General features: G+C 74.0%; 18 protein-coding genes. 10 read left to right on the top strand and 8 right to left on the bottom strand.

Translation table 11 applies throughout. From position 1 onward, the window contains the following. Window positions 1–6 precede the first annotated feature (6 nt). From GCE86_RS16220 to GCE86_RS16210, 3 genes are read right to left on the bottom strand one after another with little or no spacing between them, the layout of a single operon-like run. Window positions 7–435: a DUF3140 domain-containing protein gene (locus GCE86_RS16220; RefSeq protein WP_154227758.1), complete on the bottom strand. Its 429-nt coding sequence runs from the start codon at window positions 433–435 to the stop codon at window positions 7–9. Then, window positions 422–643, bottom strand: coding sequence for a hypervirulence associated TUDOR domain-containing protein (locus GCE86_RS16215; RefSeq protein ID WP_154227757.1), 222 nt, complete (start codon window positions 641–643; stop codon window positions 422–424). Before GCE86_RS16215 ends, GCE86_RS16220 begins: the two co-directional genes overlap by 14 nt. Window positions 644–683: 40 nt before the next feature. After that, window positions 684–1,493: a class I SAM-dependent methyltransferase gene (locus GCE86_RS16210; protein WP_154227756.1), complete on the bottom strand. Its 810-nt coding sequence runs from the start codon at window positions 1,491–1,493 to the stop codon at window positions 684–686. 362 nt (window positions 1,494–1,855) lie between these two features. On the opposite strand from GCE86_RS16210, the gene rpsA reads away from it, so the two are divergent. Next, window positions 1,856–3,340, top strand: coding sequence for a 30S ribosomal protein S1 (gene rpsA / locus GCE86_RS16205; protein WP_154227755.1), 1,485 nt, complete (start codon window positions 1,856–1,858; stop codon window positions 3,338–3,340). A 153-nt stretch (window positions 3,341–3,493) separates the two neighbouring features. Continuing rightward, window positions 3,494–4,672, top strand: a complete 1,179-nt coding sequence (gene coaE, locus GCE86_RS16200) for a dephospho-CoA kinase (protein WP_154227754.1) — start codon at window positions 3,494–3,496, stop codon at window positions 4,670–4,672. Between the two features lie 104 nt (window positions 4,673–4,776). Here the strand turns inward: coaE and GCE86_RS16195 are convergent, their stop codons facing one another. After that, complete coding sequence (locus tag GCE86_RS16195; RefSeq protein WP_154227753.1) at window positions 4,777–6,309, bottom strand: hypothetical protein; 1,533 nt, start codon at window positions 6,307–6,309, stop codon at window positions 4,777–4,779. Window positions 6,310–7,111: 802 nt separating this feature from the next. On the opposite strand from GCE86_RS16195, the gene uvrB reads away from it, so the two are divergent. The 4 genes from uvrB to GCE86_RS16175 all read left to right on the top strand — a co-directional run bounded on the left by uvrB (window position 7,112) and on the right by GCE86_RS16175 (window position 11,461). Then, window positions 7,112–9,220 (top strand): excinuclease ABC subunit UvrB, encoded by a 2,109-nt coding sequence (gene uvrB, locus GCE86_RS16190; protein ID WP_154227752.1) that lies wholly within the window; start codon window positions 7,112–7,114, stop codon window positions 9,218–9,220. Between the two features lie 25 nt (window positions 9,221–9,245). Further along, complete coding sequence (locus GCE86_RS16185) at window positions 9,246–10,088, top strand: helix-turn-helix domain-containing protein (protein ID WP_154227751.1); 843 nt, start codon at window positions 9,246–9,248, stop codon at window positions 10,086–10,088. 24 nt (window positions 10,089–10,112) lie between these two features. Next, window positions 10,113–10,481, top strand: coding sequence for a VOC family protein (locus tag GCE86_RS16180; protein ID WP_154227750.1), 369 nt, complete (start codon window positions 10,113–10,115; stop codon window positions 10,479–10,481). A gap of 80 nt (window positions 10,482–10,561) precedes the next feature. Next, entirely contained in the window at window positions 10,562–11,461 is a 900-nt protein-coding gene (locus tag GCE86_RS16175) for a DUF5753 domain-containing protein (RefSeq protein WP_154227749.1), read from the top strand. A gap of 210 nt (window positions 11,462–11,671) precedes the next feature. Here GCE86_RS16175 and GCE86_RS16170 read toward each other — a convergent pair whose 3' ends face one another. Together GCE86_RS16170 and GCE86_RS16165 are read right to left on the bottom strand one after the other, a co-directional pair. After that, window positions 11,672–11,965, bottom strand: a complete 294-nt coding sequence (locus GCE86_RS16170) for an antibiotic biosynthesis monooxygenase family protein (RefSeq protein ID WP_154227748.1) — start codon at window positions 11,963–11,965, stop codon at window positions 11,672–11,674. Window positions 11,966–12,031: 66 nt separating this feature from the next. Continuing rightward, window positions 12,032–13,288, bottom strand: coding sequence for an MFS transporter (locus GCE86_RS16165; protein ID WP_154227747.1), 1,257 nt, complete (start codon window positions 13,286–13,288; stop codon window positions 12,032–12,034). Window positions 13,289–13,393: 105 nt separating this feature from the next. Between GCE86_RS16165 and GCE86_RS16160 the strand changes: the two genes are divergently transcribed. The 4 genes from GCE86_RS16160 to GCE86_RS16145 all read left to right on the top strand — a co-directional run bounded on the left by GCE86_RS16160 (window position 13,394) and on the right by GCE86_RS16145 (window position 17,120). Then, window positions 13,394–13,996: a CGNR zinc finger domain-containing protein gene (locus GCE86_RS16160; RefSeq protein ID WP_244316996.1), complete on the top strand. Its 603-nt coding sequence runs from the start codon at window positions 13,394–13,396 to the stop codon at window positions 13,994–13,996. Between the two features lie 32 nt (window positions 13,997–14,028). Further along, window positions 14,029–14,682: a nicotinamide riboside transporter PnuC gene (pnuC, locus tag GCE86_RS16155; RefSeq protein ID WP_154227746.1), complete on the top strand. Its 654-nt coding sequence runs from the start codon at window positions 14,029–14,031 to the stop codon at window positions 14,680–14,682. After that, the gene (locus GCE86_RS16150; RefSeq protein WP_154227745.1) at window positions 14,679–15,797 is read left to right on the top strand and encodes an AAA family ATPase; all 1,119 of its coding nucleotides are present in this window, start codon (window positions 14,679–14,681) and stop codon (window positions 15,795–15,797) included. Before pnuC ends, GCE86_RS16150 begins: the two co-directional genes overlap by 4 nt. 324 nt (window positions 15,798–16,121) lie before the next feature. After that, window positions 16,122–17,120, top strand: coding sequence for a TerC family protein (locus tag GCE86_RS16145; RefSeq protein ID WP_154227744.1), 999 nt, complete (start codon window positions 16,122–16,124; stop codon window positions 17,118–17,120). Window positions 17,121–17,178: 58 nt separating this feature from the next. Here GCE86_RS16145 and GCE86_RS16140 read toward each other — a convergent pair whose 3' ends face one another. Further along, window positions 17,179–18,096, bottom strand: a complete 918-nt coding sequence (locus GCE86_RS16140; protein WP_154227743.1) for a C40 family peptidase — start codon at window positions 18,094–18,096, stop codon at window positions 17,179–17,181. Between the two features lie 50 nt (window positions 18,097–18,146). Beyond that, the gene (locus tag GCE86_RS16135; protein WP_154227742.1) at window positions 18,147–19,244 is read right to left on the bottom strand and encodes a mandelate racemase/muconate lactonizing enzyme family protein; all 1,098 of its coding nucleotides are present in this window, start codon (window positions 19,242–19,244) and stop codon (window positions 18,147–18,149) included. Window positions 19,245–19,263 lie beyond the last annotated feature (19 nt).

The raw sequence follows: 19,263 nt of genomic DNA, 5'->3' as shown, positions 1-19,263 counted from the left end.
CCGGGGTCAGCGGCCGGGTCCCCGGCGTTCCTTCGGCGGCGTGCCGTGCCGCTCAAGGGCCTTGCGCGACGGGCCGCCGGGCGGCGGGAGCGGACCCTTGACCGGGTCGTGGCCCCAGTTCATGAGGGAGTAGCGCCAGCGGGTCCGGCGCACGTCGCCGCTCGGCCGCTGGGCCATGTGCCGGCGGACGTACCCGACGACCTTGCGCATGTGCTTGTAGTCGGCGGCCGTGAGCTGGTCGCGCTTGCGGCGCAGCAGGTCGATGATGCGCCGGCCGGACTCGTGGCCCACCGACTCGCCGCCGCGGGTGCCCTTGCGCCAGCCCACGTGCTTGGACTCGTCGGTCTCCAGCCACTTCTGGAGCTCGCCCGGCTTCATGTTCACCGCGTCGGTGAACTCCCGGTAGGTCTGCTGCGGATCGTCACTTCGACTCATGCCGCAGCACCTCCGGTCGGTGGGCGACGTCCCGGCCCGAGTCGTCGTTGCGGATGCGGTACTGCGGCTCCTCCGGCGAGGCGTTCACGGCGTGCCCGCGGACGTGGGTGCGCTCGGTGAGCTTCTCCCGCACGACCCCGTACGCCCGGCCGCTGTGGCTGGCCCAGGAGACGTGGTCGCCCCGGCGGAACTCCTCCTTCTCGGCCATGCCGTCCGGGTACCCGGGCCCGCCGAGCGGAAACGACGCCTCAGCCGGCCGTGGCCGGCTTCTCCGCCACGAAGATGGCGGTGCCGGGGAAGAGCCGGCCGCGCAGCGGGCTCCACTGCCCCCAGATCCCCTCGTGCCCCGCCGGCCACTCCGGCTCCACGAGGTCCAGCAGGCGGAACCCGGCGCCGACCAGCTCCCGGATCCGGTCGCCGAGGGTGCGGTGCTGCTCGACGTACGTGGCGACGCCCTGCTCGTCCTGCTCCACGTACGGCGAGCGGTCGAAGTACGAGTGGACGGCGGTCAGCCCGCCCTCGCCCGGGTCGTCGAGGAAGATCCAGCGCATCGGGTGGGTGACCGAGAAGACCCACCGGCCGCCCGGGCGCAGCACCCGGGCCACCTCCCGCATGGCCGCCGCCGAGTCGTCCACGAACGGGATCGCGCCGAACGCCGTGCACACCACGTCGAAGGCCGCGTCGCCGAACGGCAGGGCGAGCGCGTCGGCCTGCACGAGCGGCACGCGTACCCCGGTCCGGTCGGCGGCCTCGGCGGCGTGCCGCAACATGCCGGCGGACAGGTCCAGCGCGACCGGCATGGCGCCCTGCGCGGCGAGCCAGCGGGCGGCGGCGGCCGCGCCGCAGCCGAGTTCCAGGATCCGGCGGCCGGCCACCTCGCCGAGCAGCCGGGCGTCGGCCTCGCGCAGCCCCTCGGGGCACCAGACGAAGTCCACCTCGCCGAGGAACGCGCCGTGCTCGGCCTGGTAGGCGTCGGCGTCCGTGTCCCACCAGCCCCGGTTGGCCCGGCGGACCTCGGCCGCGCCCACCCGGCGCCGGGTCACCCTGTCGTCGTCCACCCGCCCACGCTAGGCCCCCGGGCGCCGCGCACGGCGGCCGGGCGGCCGTGTGGCCGCTGGGGCAGATGTGACGGACGAGACAGCTGTGGCACCTTACCGCGCGAAATCTCCGCTTTCGCAGCTGGCGAGCCCGAGGAGACCTGGGAGGGCTTGCACGCTGTGGTAATGCAGCGGGTAGGCTAGACGATGCGCTCGCGGATCGTGTGCCTCGGCAGGGAGCAGGTGTGCGGTCACCGGAGCCACTAATGATCTTCTCATGGCGATCGTTCGGTGTGCCCGGCGACGGATCCGCTGGCGCGGACTGAGTCACCGCGACGCCCACGCCTGCTGTGACAACCCATCCGACCGGAGCAACCGCCCACATGACGAGCAGCATCGAGGCCCCCTCGAGCGCCAACAAGGTCACGCACGACGATCTCGGTTCCGAGGAGGCTTTCCTCGCCGCGATCGACGAGACCATCAAGTACTTCAACGACGGCGACATTGTCGAAGGCACCGTCGTCAAGGTCGATCGGGACGAGGTCCTGCTCGACATCGGCTACAAGACCGAGGGCGTCATCCCCTCTCGGGAGTTGTCGATCAAGCACGACGTGGACCCGGCCGAGGTCGTCTCGGTCGGCGACCACATCGAGGCCCTTGTCCTCCAGAAGGAGGACAAGGAGGGGCGTCTGATCCTCTCCAAGAAGCGGGCGCAGTACGAGCGGGCCTGGGGCACGATCGAGAAGATCAAGGACGAGGACGGTGTCGTCCGCGGCTCGGTCATCGAGGTCGTCAAGGGTGGTCTCATCCTCGACATCGGCCTGCGCGGCTTCCTGCCCGCCTCGCTCGTCGAGATGCGGCGGGTCCGCGACCTGCAGCCGTACGTCGGTCGCGAGCTCGAGGCCAAGATCATCGAGCTGGACAAGAACCGCAACAACGTGGTGCTGTCCCGCCGGGCCTGGCTGGAGCAGACGCAGTCCGAGGTGCGCACCGAGTTCCTCAACAAGCTGCAGAAGGGCCAGGTCCGCAAGGGCGTCGTCTCCTCGATCGTCAACTTCGGCGCGTTCGTCGACCTGGGCGGCGTGGACGGCCTCGTGCACGTCTCCGAGCTCTCCTGGAAGCACATCGACCACCCGTCCGAGGTCGTCGAGGTGGGCCAGGAGGTCGAGGTCGAGGTCCTGGACGTCGACCTGGACCGCGAGCGGGTCTCGCTGTCGCTGAAGGCGACCCAGGAGGACCCGTGGCGGCAGTTCGCCCGCACCCACGCGATCCAGCAGATCGTGCCGGGTAAGGTCACCAAGCTCGTGCCGTTCGGCGCCTTCGTCCGCGTGGACGACGGCATCGAGGGCCTGGTCCACATCTCCGAGCTGGCCGAGCGCCACGTGGAGATCCCGGAGCAGGTCGTGCAGGTCGGCTCCGAGGTCATGGTCAAGGTCATCGACATCGACCTGGAGCGCCGCCGGATCTCGCTGTCGCTCAAGCAGGCCAACGAGGGCTTCGTCGAGGGCGAGGAGCACTTCGACCCGACCCTCTACGGCATGGCCGCGACCTACGACGAGCAGGGCAACTACATCTACCCGGAGGGCTTCGACCCGGAGACGGGCGAGTGGCTCGAGGGCTACGACAAGCAGCGCGAGACGTGGGAGCAGCAGTACGCCGAGGCGCGCCAGCGCTGGGAGGCCCACACCAAGCAGGTGCAGACCTCCCGGGCCGCCGACGCCGAGGCCGCTGCCAACCCGGCTCCGGCCGTCACCGGCACCACCACCTCGACCACGGCCCCGAGCCGTCAGGCCGAGGAGCCGGCCGGCACGCTGGCCACCGACGAGGCGCTCGCCGCGCTGCGGGAGAAGCTCGCCGGCGGCAAGTGACCCGCTGAACGACCCGGCCCGGCACGTCCGAGCTGGCGCAGTCGCTGAGGGCCCCGTCCCCGCGATCCGGTACCACCGGGTCGCCGGGGGCGGGGCCCTCGCCGTGTCCGGGGCGGGTTGGCACCACCATCCGTGATCGGGTTGACTGTTGCGGTGCTGAGGGTGGGGTTGACCGGCGGGATCGGGTCGGGCAAGAGCGCGGTGTCCAGCCGGCTGGCCGCGCTCGGCGCGGTGGTCGTCGACGCCGACCGGATCGCCCGCGAGGTGGTCGCCCCGGGCAGCGAGGGCCTCGCCGAGATCGTCGCGACCTTCTCCGACCGGGTCCTCGACGCCGACGGGGCGCTGGACCGGGCCGCCCTGGGCGCCGTGGTCTTCGGCGACGAGGCCGCCCGCCGCCGGCTGGAGGCCATCACCCATCCCCGGGTCCGCGCCCGCACCGCCGAACTGGTCGCCGGGGCGCCCTCCGACGCCGTCGTGGTCAACGACGTGCCGCTGCTGGTCGAGGTGGGGCTCGCGCCCACGTACCACCTCGTGCTGGTCGTGCAGGCGGCGGTGACCACCCGGCTGGAGCGGCTGGCCCGCGACCGCGGCATGGATCGCGCGGAGGCCGAGCGGCGGATCGCCGCGCAGGCCGACGACGCCCGCCGGCAGGCGGCCGCCGACGTGCTGCTCGACAACGACGGCACCCTCGCCGACCTGCACGCCGCCGTGGACACCCTCTGGCACGAGCGCCTGCTGCCCTACGAGCGCAACGTCCGGGAGCACCACGCCGTCCGGCCGGAGCGGGTGGTGCTCACCGAGCCCGACCCGACCTGGCCCCAGCAGTACGCCCGCCTGGCCGCCCGCATCCGCCACGCGGCCGGCGGCGACCTGCGGGTCGACCACATCGGCTCCACCGCCGTGCCCGGGCTGGCCGCCAAGGACGTCATCGACATCCAGCTCACCGTGCCGTCGCTCGCCGAGGCGGACGGGCCGCTCGCCGACCGGCTCGCCGACGCCGGCTTCCCCCGGGTGCCCGGCGACTGGGGGGACAACCCCCGCCCGCCCGGCAGCCGCCGGTGGGAGAAGCGGCTGCACGGCAGCGCCGACCCGGGCCGCCCGGTGTACCTGCACGTGCGCGAGGCCGACTCGCCCGGCTGGCGGTACGCCCTGCTGATGCGCGACCACCTGCGCGCCGACCCGGGGCAGCGGGCCGCGTACCTGGAGGTGAAGCGGGAACTGGCGGCCTCGGCGCCGGACAGCGCCACCTACGGCACGCTGAAGGACCCCTGGTTCGACGAGGAGCACCTGCGGGCCGAGGAGTGGGCCGCGCAGACCGGCTGGCGACCCTGAGCCCGCTCCGCGGCATGCCTCCGGTTCCTGACCGTCCGCTCAGCGGCGGGTCCCCGGTGTACTGACCGCCACGGCTCAGCGGCGCCGCCGGCCCGGCCGTCCGTTCAGCGGCGTGTCGCCGGCGCCCTCGCCGTCCGCTCGGCGCCGGGCAGCGGCGGCACCCGTCCCGGCGTGAGATCGAGCCGCGCCCAGACGCCCCGCTCGGTCCGCAGCTCCAGCCGGCGCGGCAGCCCGGTCCGGTCGATCCACCAGCGCAGCCGGTCGCGTACCTCGATCACGTCCACCGTCCGGTCCGCCACCCGGTCGTCGCGGATCCGGACCGCCGCGGTGGCCGGCACCTCGGCGCCGCCCCGCAGCGCCGCGTCGAGCAGCCGCTCCACGTCGTCGCGCGGCGGTCGCCCGGCCGCCCCGACCAGCCCGGCCGGCGCCGGCAGCGGCGGGTCCGCCGCGTCGCCGGCCGGCACCACGAACCGGGCCACGCTTCCCGGCCGCGCCCGCACCAGCGTGCGGCGCCCCGGGGCGGCACCCTCCACCACCGAGAGGTACGCCGTGGAGCCCGCCCAGCTCACCCACCCGCTGCCGGTCAGGTCGGCCGACGGGGCGGCGAGGATCACGCCGGCGCCACCGGCGGCGCGCAGCCGGGCGGGTAGCCGGGCCAGCCGGTCGGCCTCGGCGTCGGAGAGCGCACGGGGCAGCCCGGGCCGCCCGCCCAGCGCGTCCACGGGGCGCAGCGTGGGGCGGTCGGTGCGGGCCAGCTCGACGGTGACGGACGTGCCGTCCGGCAGGCGTCCGGTGAGCCGGTGCAGCCGGGCGTCCCCGTCGACCCAGAGCCGGGCCTTCCGGTCCGGGGCAGGCACGCCGGGACCCTGGGCGGCGAGCGGCGCCTGGAAGACGTCCACGGGGACCCCGTCGACGGTCTCCCGGCGCAGCCAGCGGGCCTCGGGCTCGGCCGGGTCGACCTGGGCCGCGCCGAGCCCGAGCAGCAGGTCCCGCACCGCCGGCAGGCCCCGCCCGGCCGGCAGCTCCCGCAGCCGCCAGCGGTCGGCCGGGGGCACCAGCGGAGGCGGGGCGGGCGCGGGTGTCGCCCCGGGATCGGGCCGCACCAGCAGCGTCGAACTGGTCGCCTGGACGAGCCCCCGCTCGGCGCCCGCGCCGGGGCCGCTCACGTCCAGGTAGACCAGCGGCCGGGCCCAGTCGACCCAGCCGACCAGCTCCGTACGGTCGCCGCCCGCACCCACGGTGACCCGCACCCCGGCGCGGACGTCCCGCTGGTTGGTGACCCGCAGGGCGGCCAGCCGGTCGGCCTCGGCGGCGGTGAGCGGGCGGGCCGTCCCGGTGGGCTCCGCCGGCTCCGGCGACCAGCTCAGCAGGCCGACCACCAGGGCGGCCGCCGAGGCCGTGGCGGCGGCCGCGAGCGCGACCAGGACGGCGCGGCGGCGGGTCGGGGGCTCGGGTGCGTCGCCGCTCCCGTCCAGCTCCGGGTCGCCCGCCGGCTCGAACGGGTCGGCCGGCCGCTCCCGGGTCGCCGGACCGGTACGCGGGCGGCGGCCGGGGGAACCGGCGGGTTGGCCCGCCGTGCCGCCCGCGCGGCGGTGACCCCGGCCCGGTTCGCGGGGGACGGCCGCCGCGTTGGGCACGGTGGGGGCGTCGATGATCCGCTCCCCGGGGGACGCTCCGCGCCGCCGTGTCCCCGGCCCTGTGTCCGTCGTCTCGGGCGGCCGGTCGCCCGGGCCGTCCTCGCGGTGGGTGCTCGGTGGCGCGGTGCTCGGTGGCGCGGTGCGCGGTGGCGCGGTGCGCGACGTGCCGGGTGCGCGGCGTGGCCCTGCGCTGCGGCCGTTGCCGGATCTCGGCGAGTTGCCGTTCGTGGCGGACGGCACGTCGCCAAGATCCGCGGGCTCCGGGCCGGTGGGTCGGGGCGGCGGAGGCTCCGCGTTCGGCGGGCGTTCGACGACGGGTCCGGCTGGGGAGGGCGCTGTTGCCGGCCCGGTCGGCGCCGGGTCGGCGGAAGCGCTGACCGCCGGCTCCGGCGCGGCGGCGTCGGTGGGCTCGGTGGGCTCGGTGGGGCGGGGGTCGCCGGTGGGGAGCGGGCCGGTGTCGCGGGTGCGAGCGCGTCGCGGCCGGCGGCCGGGAGAGGTCTCCACGAGTGCACAACGCGGCTGGCGGGTTTCGGTGACGAGCAGGGGCGCTCGCGGCGGCCGGTCAGCGCTTCGAGCGCGACCACCTCGGGCGCGCACGCCGGTCTCTCGGGTGCTGCGACCCCCGGTGCCGGGGGCGGCCGGGCCCCGGAGGGGCGGCCACCGGCCCGGTCGGCCGCCGCGAGCGGCCTACGGTACGAGGGTAGTCCGGTGAGATGAGCCACACAATGGGAATATCGAAGCCGATCAGGGACGGTGCGCGCTCGGCCCGGAAGTGTCGGACCGCGGGCGTACCGTTGAGGTCATGGCGCTCGACATTCCCCGGCTCGACGGCCGCTTCCAGGTCGTCAGCGAGTTCCAGCCGGCCGGCGACCAGCCGGCAGCCATCGACGAGCTTGAGCGTCGCGTGCGTGGCGGCGACCGCAACACGGTGCTGCTCGGCGCGACCGGCACCGGCAAGAGCGCCACCACGGCGTGGCTGGTCGAGCGGCTGCAGCGGCCGACCCTGGTGCTCGCGCCCAACAAGACCCTCGCCGCCCAGCTCGCCAAGGAGTTCAGCGAGCTGCTGCCGCACAACGCGGTCGAATACTTCGTCTCCTACTACGACTACTACCAGCCCGAGGCCTACATCCCGCAGACCGACACCTACATCGAGAAGGACTCCTCGGTCAACGAGGAGGTCGAGCGGCTGCGGCACTCGGCGACCATGTCGCTGCTGACCCGGCGCGACGTGATCGTGGTGGCCACGGTGTCGGCGATCTACGGTCTGGGCACGCCGGAGGAATACCTCGACCGCGCCGTGCGGGTGAAGGTGGGGCAGGAGCTCGACCGTGACCAGTTGCTGCGGCGGCTCGTCGACATCCAGTACACGCGCAACGACATGGCCTTCCAGCGCGGCACCTTCCGGGTGCGCGGGGACACGCTGGAGATCATCCCGGCCTACGAGGAGCTGGCGGTCCGGATCGAGCTGTTCGGCGACGACATCGAGAAGCTCTACTACCTCAACCCGCTCACCGGCGACGTCGTCCGCGAGGTCGACAGCTTGATGATCTTCCCGGCCACCCACTACGCGGCCGGCCCGGAGCGGATGGAGCGGGCGATCCGCGACATCGAGGTCGAGCTGGGCGAGCGGCTGGCCGAGCTGGAGCGGCAGGGCAAGCTGCTGGAGGCGCAGCGGCTGCGGATGCGCACCACCTACGACATCGAGATGATGCGCCAGGTCGGCTTCTGCTCCGGCATCGAGAACTACTCGATGCACATCGACGGCCGGCTGCCCGGCAGCCCGCCGCACTGCCTGCTCGACTACTTCCCCGACGACTTCCTGACCGTGGTCGACGAGTCGCACGTGACGATCCCGCAGATCGGCGGCATGTACGAGGGCGACGCCTCCCGCAAGCGGATGCTGATCGACCACGGCTTCCGGCTGCCCAGCGCGGCCGACAACCGGCCGCTGCGTTTCGACGAGTTCCTGGAGCGGGTCGGCCAGATGGTCTTCCTCTCCGCCACGCCCGGCCCGTGGGAGCTGGAGCAGGCCCAGGGCGAGTTCGTCGAGCAGGTGATCCGCCCCACCGGCCTGATCGACCCCGAGGTCATCGTGAAGCCCACCAAGGGCCAGATCGACGACCTCATGCACGAGATCAAGCTCCGCACCGAGCGGGACGAGCGGGTCCTGGTCACCACGCTGACCAAGAAGATGGCCGAGGACCTCTCCGACTACTTGCTGGAGAACGGCATCCGGGTGCGCTACCTGCACTCCGAGGTCGACACGCTGCGCCGGGTGGAGCTGCTGCGCGAGCTGCGCAAGGGCGACTACGACGTGCTGGTCGGCATCAACCTGCTCCGCGAGGGTCTCGACCTGCCCGAGGTCTCCCTGGTGGCGATCCTCGACGCCGACAAGGAAGGCTTCCTGCGCAGCGGCCGGTCGCTGATCCAGACCATCGGCCGCGCGGCCCGTAACGTCTCGGGCCAGGTCCACATGTACGCCGACAAGATCACCCCGTCGATGGCGGACGCGATCGACGAGACCAACCGGCGCCGGGCCAAGCAGATCGCGCACAACGAGGCCAACGGGATCAGCCCCGAGCCGCTGCGCAAGAAGATCCACGACATCCTCGACGACATCTACCGCGAGGCGGAGGACACCGAGAACAGCCGGGTCGGCGGTGCCGTCCGGCAGCTGTCCCGGGGCAAGGCGCCGGTCAAGGAGACCCGCAGCCGCAGTCGCGGCGCCGCAGCGACCCCGTCCCGGGAGGGCATGGCCCGGGCCGACCTGGCCAACCTCATCCAGGAGCTCAACGACCAGATGCTCGCCGCCGCGCGGGAGCTCCAGTTCGAGCTGGCCGCGCGGATCCGCGACGAGGTGGCCGACCTCAAGAAGGAGCTTCGCGGGATGGACGCCGCCGGAGTGAAGTGACGGACCGGGGCCGGGGGAGGCCGCCGTGCTGACCGAAGCCGTGATCGGGCTCCCCGACCCCCGTCTGCGGCCCTACGTCGACCGGTACCTCGGCTACCGCGAGCACGCTGCCCGCACGCTGGTGCGCCGGGAGGCGGCCGGTGCCTTCGTGGTGCTGATCCTCGGCTGGGGCGCCCCGCTCGACGTCACCGACGCGCGGGCCGCCGACCGGGGCGCGTACGGGACGAACGCCTTCCTGGCCGGGCCGTTCGACGGTTGGTGCGCGACCCGGACGGCCGGCGAGGGCGTCGGCGTGCAGGTGCTGCTGACCGCCCCGGCCGCCCGCCGGCTGCTCGGGCTCCCGCTGGGCGAGCTGGCCAACCGGGCGGTTTCCGTCGACGACCTCGGCGGCTGGCTGGCCCGGCTGCGCGACGAGCTGGCCGAGCGGCCCGACTGGGCGGCCCGGTTCGCCCGGCTCGACGCCGCGCTCGCCGCGCGGCTGACGGTGACCGGGCCGGTCGACCCGCGCCTGGTGGCGGCCTGGCGGCTGCTCGACGGCAGTGGCGGCGGGCTGGGCGTCGGCGCGCTCGCCGACGAGGTCGGCTGGAGCCGCCGCCACCTCGCGGTCCGGTTCCGGCGGGAGTTCGGCCTGCCGCCGAAGACCGTCGCCCGGCTGATCCGCTTCCAGCGGGCGTACGCCATGGTGGGCCGCACGCTGGTCACCACGCCGACCCTCGGCGCGGACGCCGGCCCGGGCGGGGACGGGTGGGCCGAGCTGGCGGTGCGGTTCGGCTACTACGACCAGTCCCACCTCATCCGGGAGTTCCGCGAGTTCGCCGGGGCCACGCCCGCCGCGCTGGCCGGGTCACATTCGTCCAATCCGGTCTGACGGCCGCGGCGGCAGACTCGGGTCATGCGAAGCATCTACCCGGTCCTCCGGTATCCCGACGCCCGCGCCGCCGTCGACTTCCTCCGGTCCGCGTTCGGTCTCACCGTCCACGAGGTGCACGAGGGGCCCGACGGCACGGTGCGGCACGCCCAGCTCGGCTACGGCGACGACCTCGTCATGGTCGGCCCGGGGCCGGCCCCGGCGACCCGGCCGGCCGACGACGACTACCGCGTCTACGTGGCCGTCGACGACGTCGACGGCCATCACGAGCGGGCCAGGGCGGCCGGCGCGGAGATCGTCCGGGTGCTCTTCGACACCGACTACGGTTCCCGCGACTACGTGGCCCGCGACCTGGCCGGCCTCGTCTGGTCGTTCGGCACCTACCGGCCCTGAATCACGGTGATAGCTCTCCGCAAGCGAGGTATTGCCCTGCGTGACGGTGGTGCGTACTCTCCCACGGTGGGGAGGCGCACATGCCGTTGTCAGCAAGTCCTGTGGTCCGGCGGGTGCGGCTCGGCGCGGAACTGCGCCGGCTGCGCCGCCGGGAGTCGCTCACCCTGGAGCAGGTCTGCGGCCGGCTCGGGTGGGCGTCCACATCGAAGCTGTCCCGCATCGAGCTGGGGCAGAGCCGGCCGGACCTGGCCGACGTGCTCGACCTGCTCGACGTCTACGCCGTGCCACCCGACCAGCGCGACGAGCTGATCGTCATCGCCCGGGATGCCGCCACCGGCCGCGGCTGGTCCAAGGCGCTGGGCGAGATGGGGGAACGGCAACGGGCGTACGCGGAGCTGGAGGCGGGCGCGGTCCGCATCGTGGACTACCAGCCGGCGCTGGTGCCCGGGCTGCTCCAGACCCCCGACTACGCGCGGCTGCGGGTGTCGGCCGGCGCGCTGCTCGCCGACGACGTGGACGTGGACGCCGATGTCCGCGCCCGCGCGGTGCGCCAGGAGGTGCTGGGCCGGCCGGAGCCGCCGGACTACACCGCGCTGATCGACGAGCGAGCCTGCGACCCCGGTGGCCTCCCCGTCGAGGTCTGGCGGGAGCAGCTCCGCCACCTGGCCGTCCTCGCCGAGCGGCCGCACGTCACCGTCCGGCTGCTGCCCCGTGACGCGTCCCCGTCCGGCGACCTGCATCCGCTCGCGCCGTTCTCCTACTACGCGTATCCGGACCCCGCCGACCCGCGCACCGTGCTGGTGGAGACGCTGACCACCGACCTGCGGCTCGTGGCCGAGGCGGACGTCGCCCGCTACGAGCGGCTGGTCGACCGGCTGCTCGCCGCGGCGCTGTCCGAGGAGGAGACGGTGGAGCTGCTGACCCGGCGGCTCGGCCCCGTGCCGGTGCCCCGCCCCCGCGAGCCACACGAACCCGACTGAGCCTGGCACGCGTGGTCACCGGGCCCGGCGCCCCCGATAGTCGTCGGGATGCTGTTCTGTCCGGCGCGCGGTCCACCGGGCCCGGCGCCCCCGATAGTCGTCGGGATGCTGTTCTGTCCGGCGCGCGGTCCACCGGGCCCGGCGCCCCCGATAGTCGTCGGGACCGGTGGCCGGCGCGTCGAGCGCAGGCTATGTGAGGGGTACGACAGCTCAGGCGGGCACGTCGAGGAAGTGCTCCACCAGCGGCGGGCCGGCGAAGTGCGGCCCGATCAGCTCCCGCCACCGCGTGAAGCGCTCGCTCTGCCGGAAGTTGACGTCGTGCGCCTCGACCGCGTCCCACTCGACCAGCAGCACGAACCGGGACGGCGACTCCACGCCCCGGGTCATCCGCACCGAGCGGCAGCCCTCGGTGCCGGCGAGGATCGGGTGCGCCTGCGCGTACGCGGCGGCGAAGTCGTCCTCGTGCCCGGGCGTGACGTCGATGAGCGCGACCTCAAGAACCATGCCGGAAGCCTCGCACGCCGGTCGCGTGCCGGTACGCCCCGGGGGCTGTTCCGCGCGCCACAGTCCCTAGGCGTGCTGGCGGGGGAGGTCGGTCATGCGCGTCTCGGCGTCACGGAGGGCCTGGGTGGTGACCCGGGAGGCGAGCAGGAGTGCGGCGAGCGCGAGTCCGAGGGCTGCGACGATGAAGGGCGCGCGGATCCCCAGGCCGCGTCCGAGCAGGCCGCCGGCGAGAGCTCCGAGGGGGACGACGCCCAGGACGACCAGGCGGTAGGCGGCGGTGACGCGGCCGAGGAGCTCGTCGGGGACCGCAGCCTGGCGCAGGGTGCTGACGACGATCTGGTTCAGCGAGGTGGCGACGGCGGCGCAGAACATGCCGGCGAGGGCCGGGAGCGTGTGGTGACCCAGGCCGAGGACGGCGTAGCCGGCGGCCGGGGCGAGGGCGGCGAGCCAGGTGACGGGGCCGCCGCCGATGCGGGGCACGACGTGTTCGGCGAGCAGCGAGCCGACGATCGCGCCGGCGGCCGGAACCGCGATGAACAGGCCGTAGCGCGACATGGGGAGGTGGTACGGGCCGGTGATCAGCAGGACGAGCAACCCGCCGGTGGCCGCGCCGAAGAAGTTGATAGCCGCCGATATGAAAGCGACTCGGCGCAGCAGGTCGTGCCGCCAGAAGTGGGCCCATCCGGAGCGGATGTCCTGGGTGATGGTGGTCGGTGTCGAGCGACGGCGCTCTTGGTCCGCGCTGGTCGGGCGCAGCGCGGGCAGCAGGAGGGCGGCCAGGCCGGCGAGGGCGAACGCGGCCGCGCCGGTGTAGAAGGCCGCTGATGCCGCCACCGCGAACAACGCCGCCCCGGCGGGCGGACCGATGAAGGTGTTGATGACGGACTGGGTCGCGAACAACCGGCCGTTGGCGCGTTCGAGCTGCTCGCGGGGCAGGAGGCGGGGCGGGATGGCCAGGGCGGCGTTGTCGACCATCGTCTCGGCGCAGCCGGCCAGGAACACCGCGGCGTAGAGCAGCGCGACGTGCCGCCACCCGTTCGCCAGGGATACGGCGAGCAGCGCGAACCCGGCCGCGCGCAGCAGGTTGCCCATGGTGAGTATTCGACGTCGGTCCATCCGGTCGGCCAGCGCGCCGGCGGGGAGGGTTGCGGCCAGCCAGGGCAGGAACTGGGCCACCGTCATGCCGGCCACCACGAGCGGGTCGCGGGTCAGTGTGGCGACGAGCAGCGGCGCCGCGGCCTGCAGCAGCCCGTCGGCGAGGTTGGAGGACGCCTGCGACGCCCACAGTGCCGTGAACGATCTGCGGGGGGCGGCGGCAGGCACCAGGGGCCTCCGGTGTCTTCTCATGGGTGATTGACTCATTGGTCGTGAGCATCGCACGTGGTAGTCTCACACGCAACAGAGCATTTGCCCGTGAGGGGGCTGAGGGTGAGGTTCGGTCACATCGCCGGCGATCGCATGCTCGACCTGGTCAACACCGTCAGCTGGCGCCTCGGCGGGCGCCAACGCGCGGAGAAGCTGCTGACCTTCCTCGACGTCGTCGACTGGTGCGTCGAGGCCAACCTGATCAGCGGCGACGAGGCCATGGCCCTGCGCGACCTCGCCGGCCGGGACGACGCCGGGGCCGAGCGGGAGCGGCAACGGGTCGTCGAGGCGCGCGAGGCGACCTACGCCGCCCTCGTGGAGGACGACCCCGGGGCCGCCGCGGACCTCGCGGACCGGTACCGGGCGGCGATCGCCGCGGCCGACCTGGTCCGTGCGGACGACCGCTGGGAATGGCGGGACCGGGAGTTCGACCTCCGCCTGCCCCGCAATCGCATCGTCCGTGGGCTCGTGGCTCTCACGCAGCGCGACGACCTCGACCGCCTCCACCAGTGCGAGGACGCCAAGTGCGGCTGGGTCTATCTCGACACGTCACCGCGCCGGAACCGCCGCTGGTGCAACACGAAGGACTGTGGCGACCGCAACCGCGCCCGCGCCTACTACGCCCGGCAGAAGGCGAGGGCCGGCGGCCCTGACTCCGTCCTCTAGGGTGGGCGCTCGGGAAACGGGGGAGGGACACCATGCTGGACTGGCTCACCGCCACGGCGTTCACCGTCCTGGGCGCCGGCACCACCTGGGCCGAGCTGCTCGGCTTCGCCACGGGTGTGGTCAACGTCTGGCTGGTGGCCCGGCAGCACATCGCGAACTGGCCGATCGGCATCGCCAACGTGCTGCTGCTCATGCTGCTGTTCTGGACCGCCGGCCTGTACGCCGACGCCGGCCTCCAGGTCGTCTACGTCGTCCTCGGCGTCTACGGCTGGTGGCACTGGCTATTCGGCGGGGAGCGGCGCAGCCGGCTGACCGTGGCCCGGACGGGCCGGCGCGAGTGGTGGGCGCTCGGCGTGGCCGGGGTGCTGCTCACGGCCGGGCTCTGGGCGCTGCTGGACCGGGCGACCGACTCCACGGTGCCGCTGGCCGACGCGGTCACCACCGCGCTGTCGCTGCTGGCCACCTACGGCCAGACGCGCAAGCTGGTGGAGAGCTGGTGGCTGTGGATCGCCGCCGACCTGATCTACATCCCGCTGTACGCGTACAAGGGTCTCTGGCTGACCGGCGGCCTCTACCTGATCTTCCTGGCGCTCTGCGTGGTCGGGCTGCGGGAGTGGCGGGCGGACCTGCGCCGTCGGTCGGCGGCGACCCCGGTGCCGCCCGGCCCGGCCCCCGTCGCCGCGTGAGCGGGCGGAGCGAGCCGGGCCGGGCGTTCCGGCACGGCCTGGTGGTGGGCAAGTTCTACCCGCCGCACGCCGGGCACCACGCGTTGATCGAGGCGGCCGCGGCCCGCTGCGCGGCGGTCACCGTGGTGGTGGCCCCGTCCCGGCGCGAGTCGATCCCGCTCGACCTGCGGGTCGCCTGGCTGCGCGAGGCGCACGCCGCCACGCCCTGGGTGCGGTTCGTGGGGCGGTACGACGACCACCCGGTGGACTACGCCGACCCGGCGATCTGGGACCTGCACTGCGCGGTGTTCGCCGACGCGCTCGGCGGGGAGCCGGTGGACGCGGTCTTCTCCTCGGAGGCGTACGGCGAGGAGCTGGCCCGCCGGTTCGGCGCGGTCGCGGTCTGCGTGGACCTGGACCGGCGGGTCGTGCCGGTGTCCGGCACCGCCGTGCGGGCGGACCCGGCGGCGCACTGGGCGCGGCTGAGCCCGCCGGTGCGGGCCTGGCTGGTGCGCCGGGTCGTGGTGGTGGGGGCCGAGTCGACGGGCACCACGACGATGGCGGCGGCGCTCGCCGCCCACTACGGCACGCCCTGGGTGCCGGAGTACGGCCGCGAGCTGACCGAGCGGAAGCTCGCCGGGCTGCGGCGCGCCCGGCCGGAGGCGACGATCTTCGACGTCACGTGGGACCGGGACGACTTCGTCGAGGTGGTGCGTGAGCAGCAGGCCGCCGAGGACGCCGCGGCCCGGGTCAGCGGCCCGCTGCTGTTCTCCGACACCGACGCGCGGGCCACCGCGGTCTGGGAGGAGCGCTACCTCGGGTCCGCGTCGGAGGCGGTCCGGGCGGCCGCCCGCCGGCCGGCGCTGTATCTCCTGACCGACCACGAGGGGGTGCCCTTCGCCGACGACGGCCTGCGCGACGGGGAGCACCTGCGGGCCTGGATGACCGGCCGGTTCCGCGAGGAGCTGGCCGCCTGCGGGGTGCCGGTGGTCGAGCTGCGCGGGCCGCACGAGGAGCGGCTGGCGGCGGCGGTCGCGGCCTGCGACGCCCTGCTGGCCGCGGGCTGGTCGTTCTCCGACCCGCTGCTTCCCGCACCGGAACGCACCGGCGCGAGGCCCGGACACTCCGACACCTAGCCTCCTAGGACGCCCTGCACGGAGAGACCTCGCCCACACCAGAACACCCGTACCCCGGCAAACGGGGCCCCCGAAGATGCGGCACCCCGGGTCGATGGTGAAGAATGGCGGCCGAGGAGGGGAGTATTCCCTCGCGACGGAGTCGTCAGCACGGAAGAGCGCCGGAACCCCGGTGGCACGACCCGGCTCCGTCGGTCAGCGACCCGCACCTCGGGCCGCTGGCGGAAGAGACCTCCGACAGTCACCAGAGTCAGCGTCGACGCACCCCGGCCCCTCACCCGGCGTACGGTGTGCCCGACGCTGTGTGTCTGCCGGAGGATGGATTTGAACGTGTCCGGAGTGGTGTGGGCGGGGACCCTGGTCGCGATGACCGCGGTCCTGCTGGTCGACCTGTTCATCATCGGTCGCCGCCCGCACGAGCCCAGCGTCCGCGAGTCGAGCCTGTGGGTCGGCTTCTACGTGGGGTTGGCCCTGCTCTTCGGGGCGGGCCTGTGGCTCACCTCAGGCCCCAGCGTGGCGGGCCAGTTCTACACCGGGTGGCTCACCGAGTACAGCCTCTCGGTGGACAACCTCTTCGTCTTCGTGATCATCATGGCCCGCTTCGGCGTGCCGCGGCGGTACCAGCAGAAGGTGCTGCTCGTCGGCATCCTGCTGGCGCTGGTCATGCGCGGTGGTTTCATCGCCGCCGGCGCCGCGCTGATCTCGCAGTTCTCCTGGGTGTTCTACATCTTCGGCGCGTTCCTGATCTACACGGCGGTCAACCTGGCCCGCCAGGGCGAGCCGGACGAGGACGAGTTCAGTGAGAACCTGCTGATCCGGTGGAGCCGCAAGGCGCTGCCGCTGTCCCGTGACTTCGACGGGGCGCGGATGACCACCCACGAGAACGGGCGGCGGCTGTTCACCCCGATGCTGATCGTGATGATCGCGATCGGCACCACCGACCTGATCTTCGCGCTGGACTCGATCCCGGCGATCTTCGGCATCACCCAGGAGCCGTACCTGGTCTTCACGGCGAACGTGTTCGCGCTGATGGGGCTGCGGCAGCTCTACTTCCTGCTCGGCGGCCTGCTGGACCGGCTGATCTACCTCAGCTACGGCCTCGCCGTGGTGCTCGGCTTCATCGGGGTGAAGCTGGTCCTGGAGGCCCTGGCCGACAACAACCTGCCGTTCGTCAACGGCGGCCAGCACGTGGCCTGGGCTCCGCACATCCCGATCTGGCTCTCGCTCACCGTCATCCTCGGCACCCTCGCCGTGGCCACCGCGGCCAGCCTGGTCAAGTCGTCCCGCGACCGGCGCCGCGAACTGGCCGAGGCCCGCCGCTGACCGGACCGGCACGAAGAAGGGCGCCCCCGTGCTCGGGGGCGCCCTTCTCGCGTACGAGTCAGATCCGGTGGACGCCGACCAGGGTGGCCTCCCGGTCCGGGGGGAGCCGCTCCTCCACGACCCGGCGCTTCACGTAGCAGGCGTGCAGCATCCGCCGCACCTCGCCCTGCGGCTCGCTGCTCACGATGCCGACGTGGTGGATGCGCCGGCCCGGCCGGGCGAAGAAGTAGAGGTCGCCGGGACGTTCCTCGCCCAGTGCCAGGGGAGTGGTCGCCTCGGCCTGGTCGTCGGCGTCCCGGGGGAGGGTGAGGCCGTGCCGGCGCCAGGCCAGGTGCACCAGGCCCGAGCAGTCGATGCCGTCGGTGGACAGCCCGCCCCAGATGTAGATGAGGCCACGCAGCCGCTCGGCGAGGGCGAGCACCTCCTTGGCCTCCGGCCGCTCCGCGGGCAGCGGGACCAGGTCGCCCTCCGGGGCCCAGAGCGGTTCGGCGTGCCCGGGCGCGAGGACCGGCCGCCAGCCGTCGGCCGGCCGGCCGGCCGGGGCGAGGCGGGTGCCGAGGACCACGCCGGTCAGGGCCGGCGGGCTGCCGGGGGCGGCGTGCAGCGCGGTGTGGAGGGCGTCCACGACCAGCGGGGTGCCCGGTGGGCCGGGCTCCGCCGCTGCGGTGAGCTGGGCCGTGGGCAGCCAGCCCGGGTAGCCGCGGACGGCGAGCTTGGCGGCGGGCTGGCCCAGGGCGACGACCTGTGCCCAGCCGTCCGCGCGCACCTCGGTGACCAGCACCCGCTCGCCGAGCAGCAGCTGGGTGAGGACGCAGTCGCCGACCTGCTGGTCGCGGTCCATGCCGGCGATCCAGGTGGCGACGTCCGGCGTCTCGCCCAGCGCGGGTCGGTCGACGGGACGGACCGCCTCGGGGGCGGCCCAGAGGGTGGCCACCGGCACCCGGACGACGGCCTCGCGGCCCGGTTGAACCTCCATGCCCACCCCCACCTCACGTGCCTCGACCCTATGAAAAATTCCAACGGCGCTCAACCACGCGGCTGAACCTTTGCTTCATTAACGTTGGCGATGCCCAGCCCAGGCGCGTCCGGCAGCACGACGGTCGCGCCGTCGTACCGGATGCCGCCGGCGACCGGCGACCAGGCCAGCCACCAGGCGGCGTCGAGGTCCGACACGGCCGTGGTGCCGTAGGCGGCGACCAGGCTCGCCGCCGCGCCGAGACCGACCTGGCTCTCCATCATCGAGCCGACGATGGTCCCCATGCCGTGCGCGGCGGCCAGGTCGAGCAGCGACCGGGCGGTGTGCAGGCCGCCGCACTTGGCCAGCTTGACGTTGACCATGTCGGCCGCCCGGCGGCGGATCACCTCGACGAGGTCCCGCAGGTCGAACACCGACTCGTCGGCGAGGATCGGCAGCTCCACCCGGTCGCTGACCCAGGCCAGCCCGTCCAGGTCCCGCCGGTGCACCGGCTGCTCGACCAGCTCGACGTCGAGCCCGGCGTCCTCGATCCCGCGGATCACCCGCACCGCCTCGCGCGGCGTCCAGCCCTGGTTGGCGTCCAGCCGGATCCGCACCTCGGGCCCGACCGCGGCGCGGACCGCGCGTACCCGGTCCAGGTCGCCCCGCGCGTCGGTGCCGACCTTGAGCTTCAGCACGGTGAACCCCTCGGCCCGGCGGCGGGTGGCCGCCGCGGCCAGGTCCACGGCGTCGCCGGCGGCCAGGGTGACGTCCGTGGGGATGCGCAGCGTGGTGCCGCCGAGCAACCGCACCAGGGGTACGCCGAGCCGCCGCGCGGCCAGGTCGTGCAGGGCGACGTCGACGGCGGCCCGGGCCGACTCGTTGCCCACGACGGCACGGCGCACCTCGGCGCAGCGGGCCTGGAGGTCGTCGGCGTCCCGCCCGGTCAGCAGCGGCGCGAGGAGTTGCTGCACGCACGCCTCGGCGCCGGCGATCGACGCGCCGGTCACCTGCCAGACCTGCGGCGCCTCGCCGAAACCCGACCGCCCGTCGCTGTCCACCACCTCGACGACCAGGGTGTCCACGGTGGTGGTGCGGCGCAGCGCGGTGACGAACGGGGTGTGTAAGGGGGCCGAGAGCCGGTGGGTGCGTACCGCCGCGATCGTCATGTGGGGCACCCTATACGGA

Origin of the sequence: Micromonospora terminaliae (assembly GCF_009671205.1) — a bacterium.
Taxonomy (GTDB): Bacteria; Actinomycetota; Actinomycetes; order Mycobacteriales; family Micromonosporaceae; genus Micromonospora; species Micromonospora terminaliae.
Note: the sequence above shows the minus strand (reverse complement) of the source record. Positions and strands in the feature narration are given on the sequence as shown.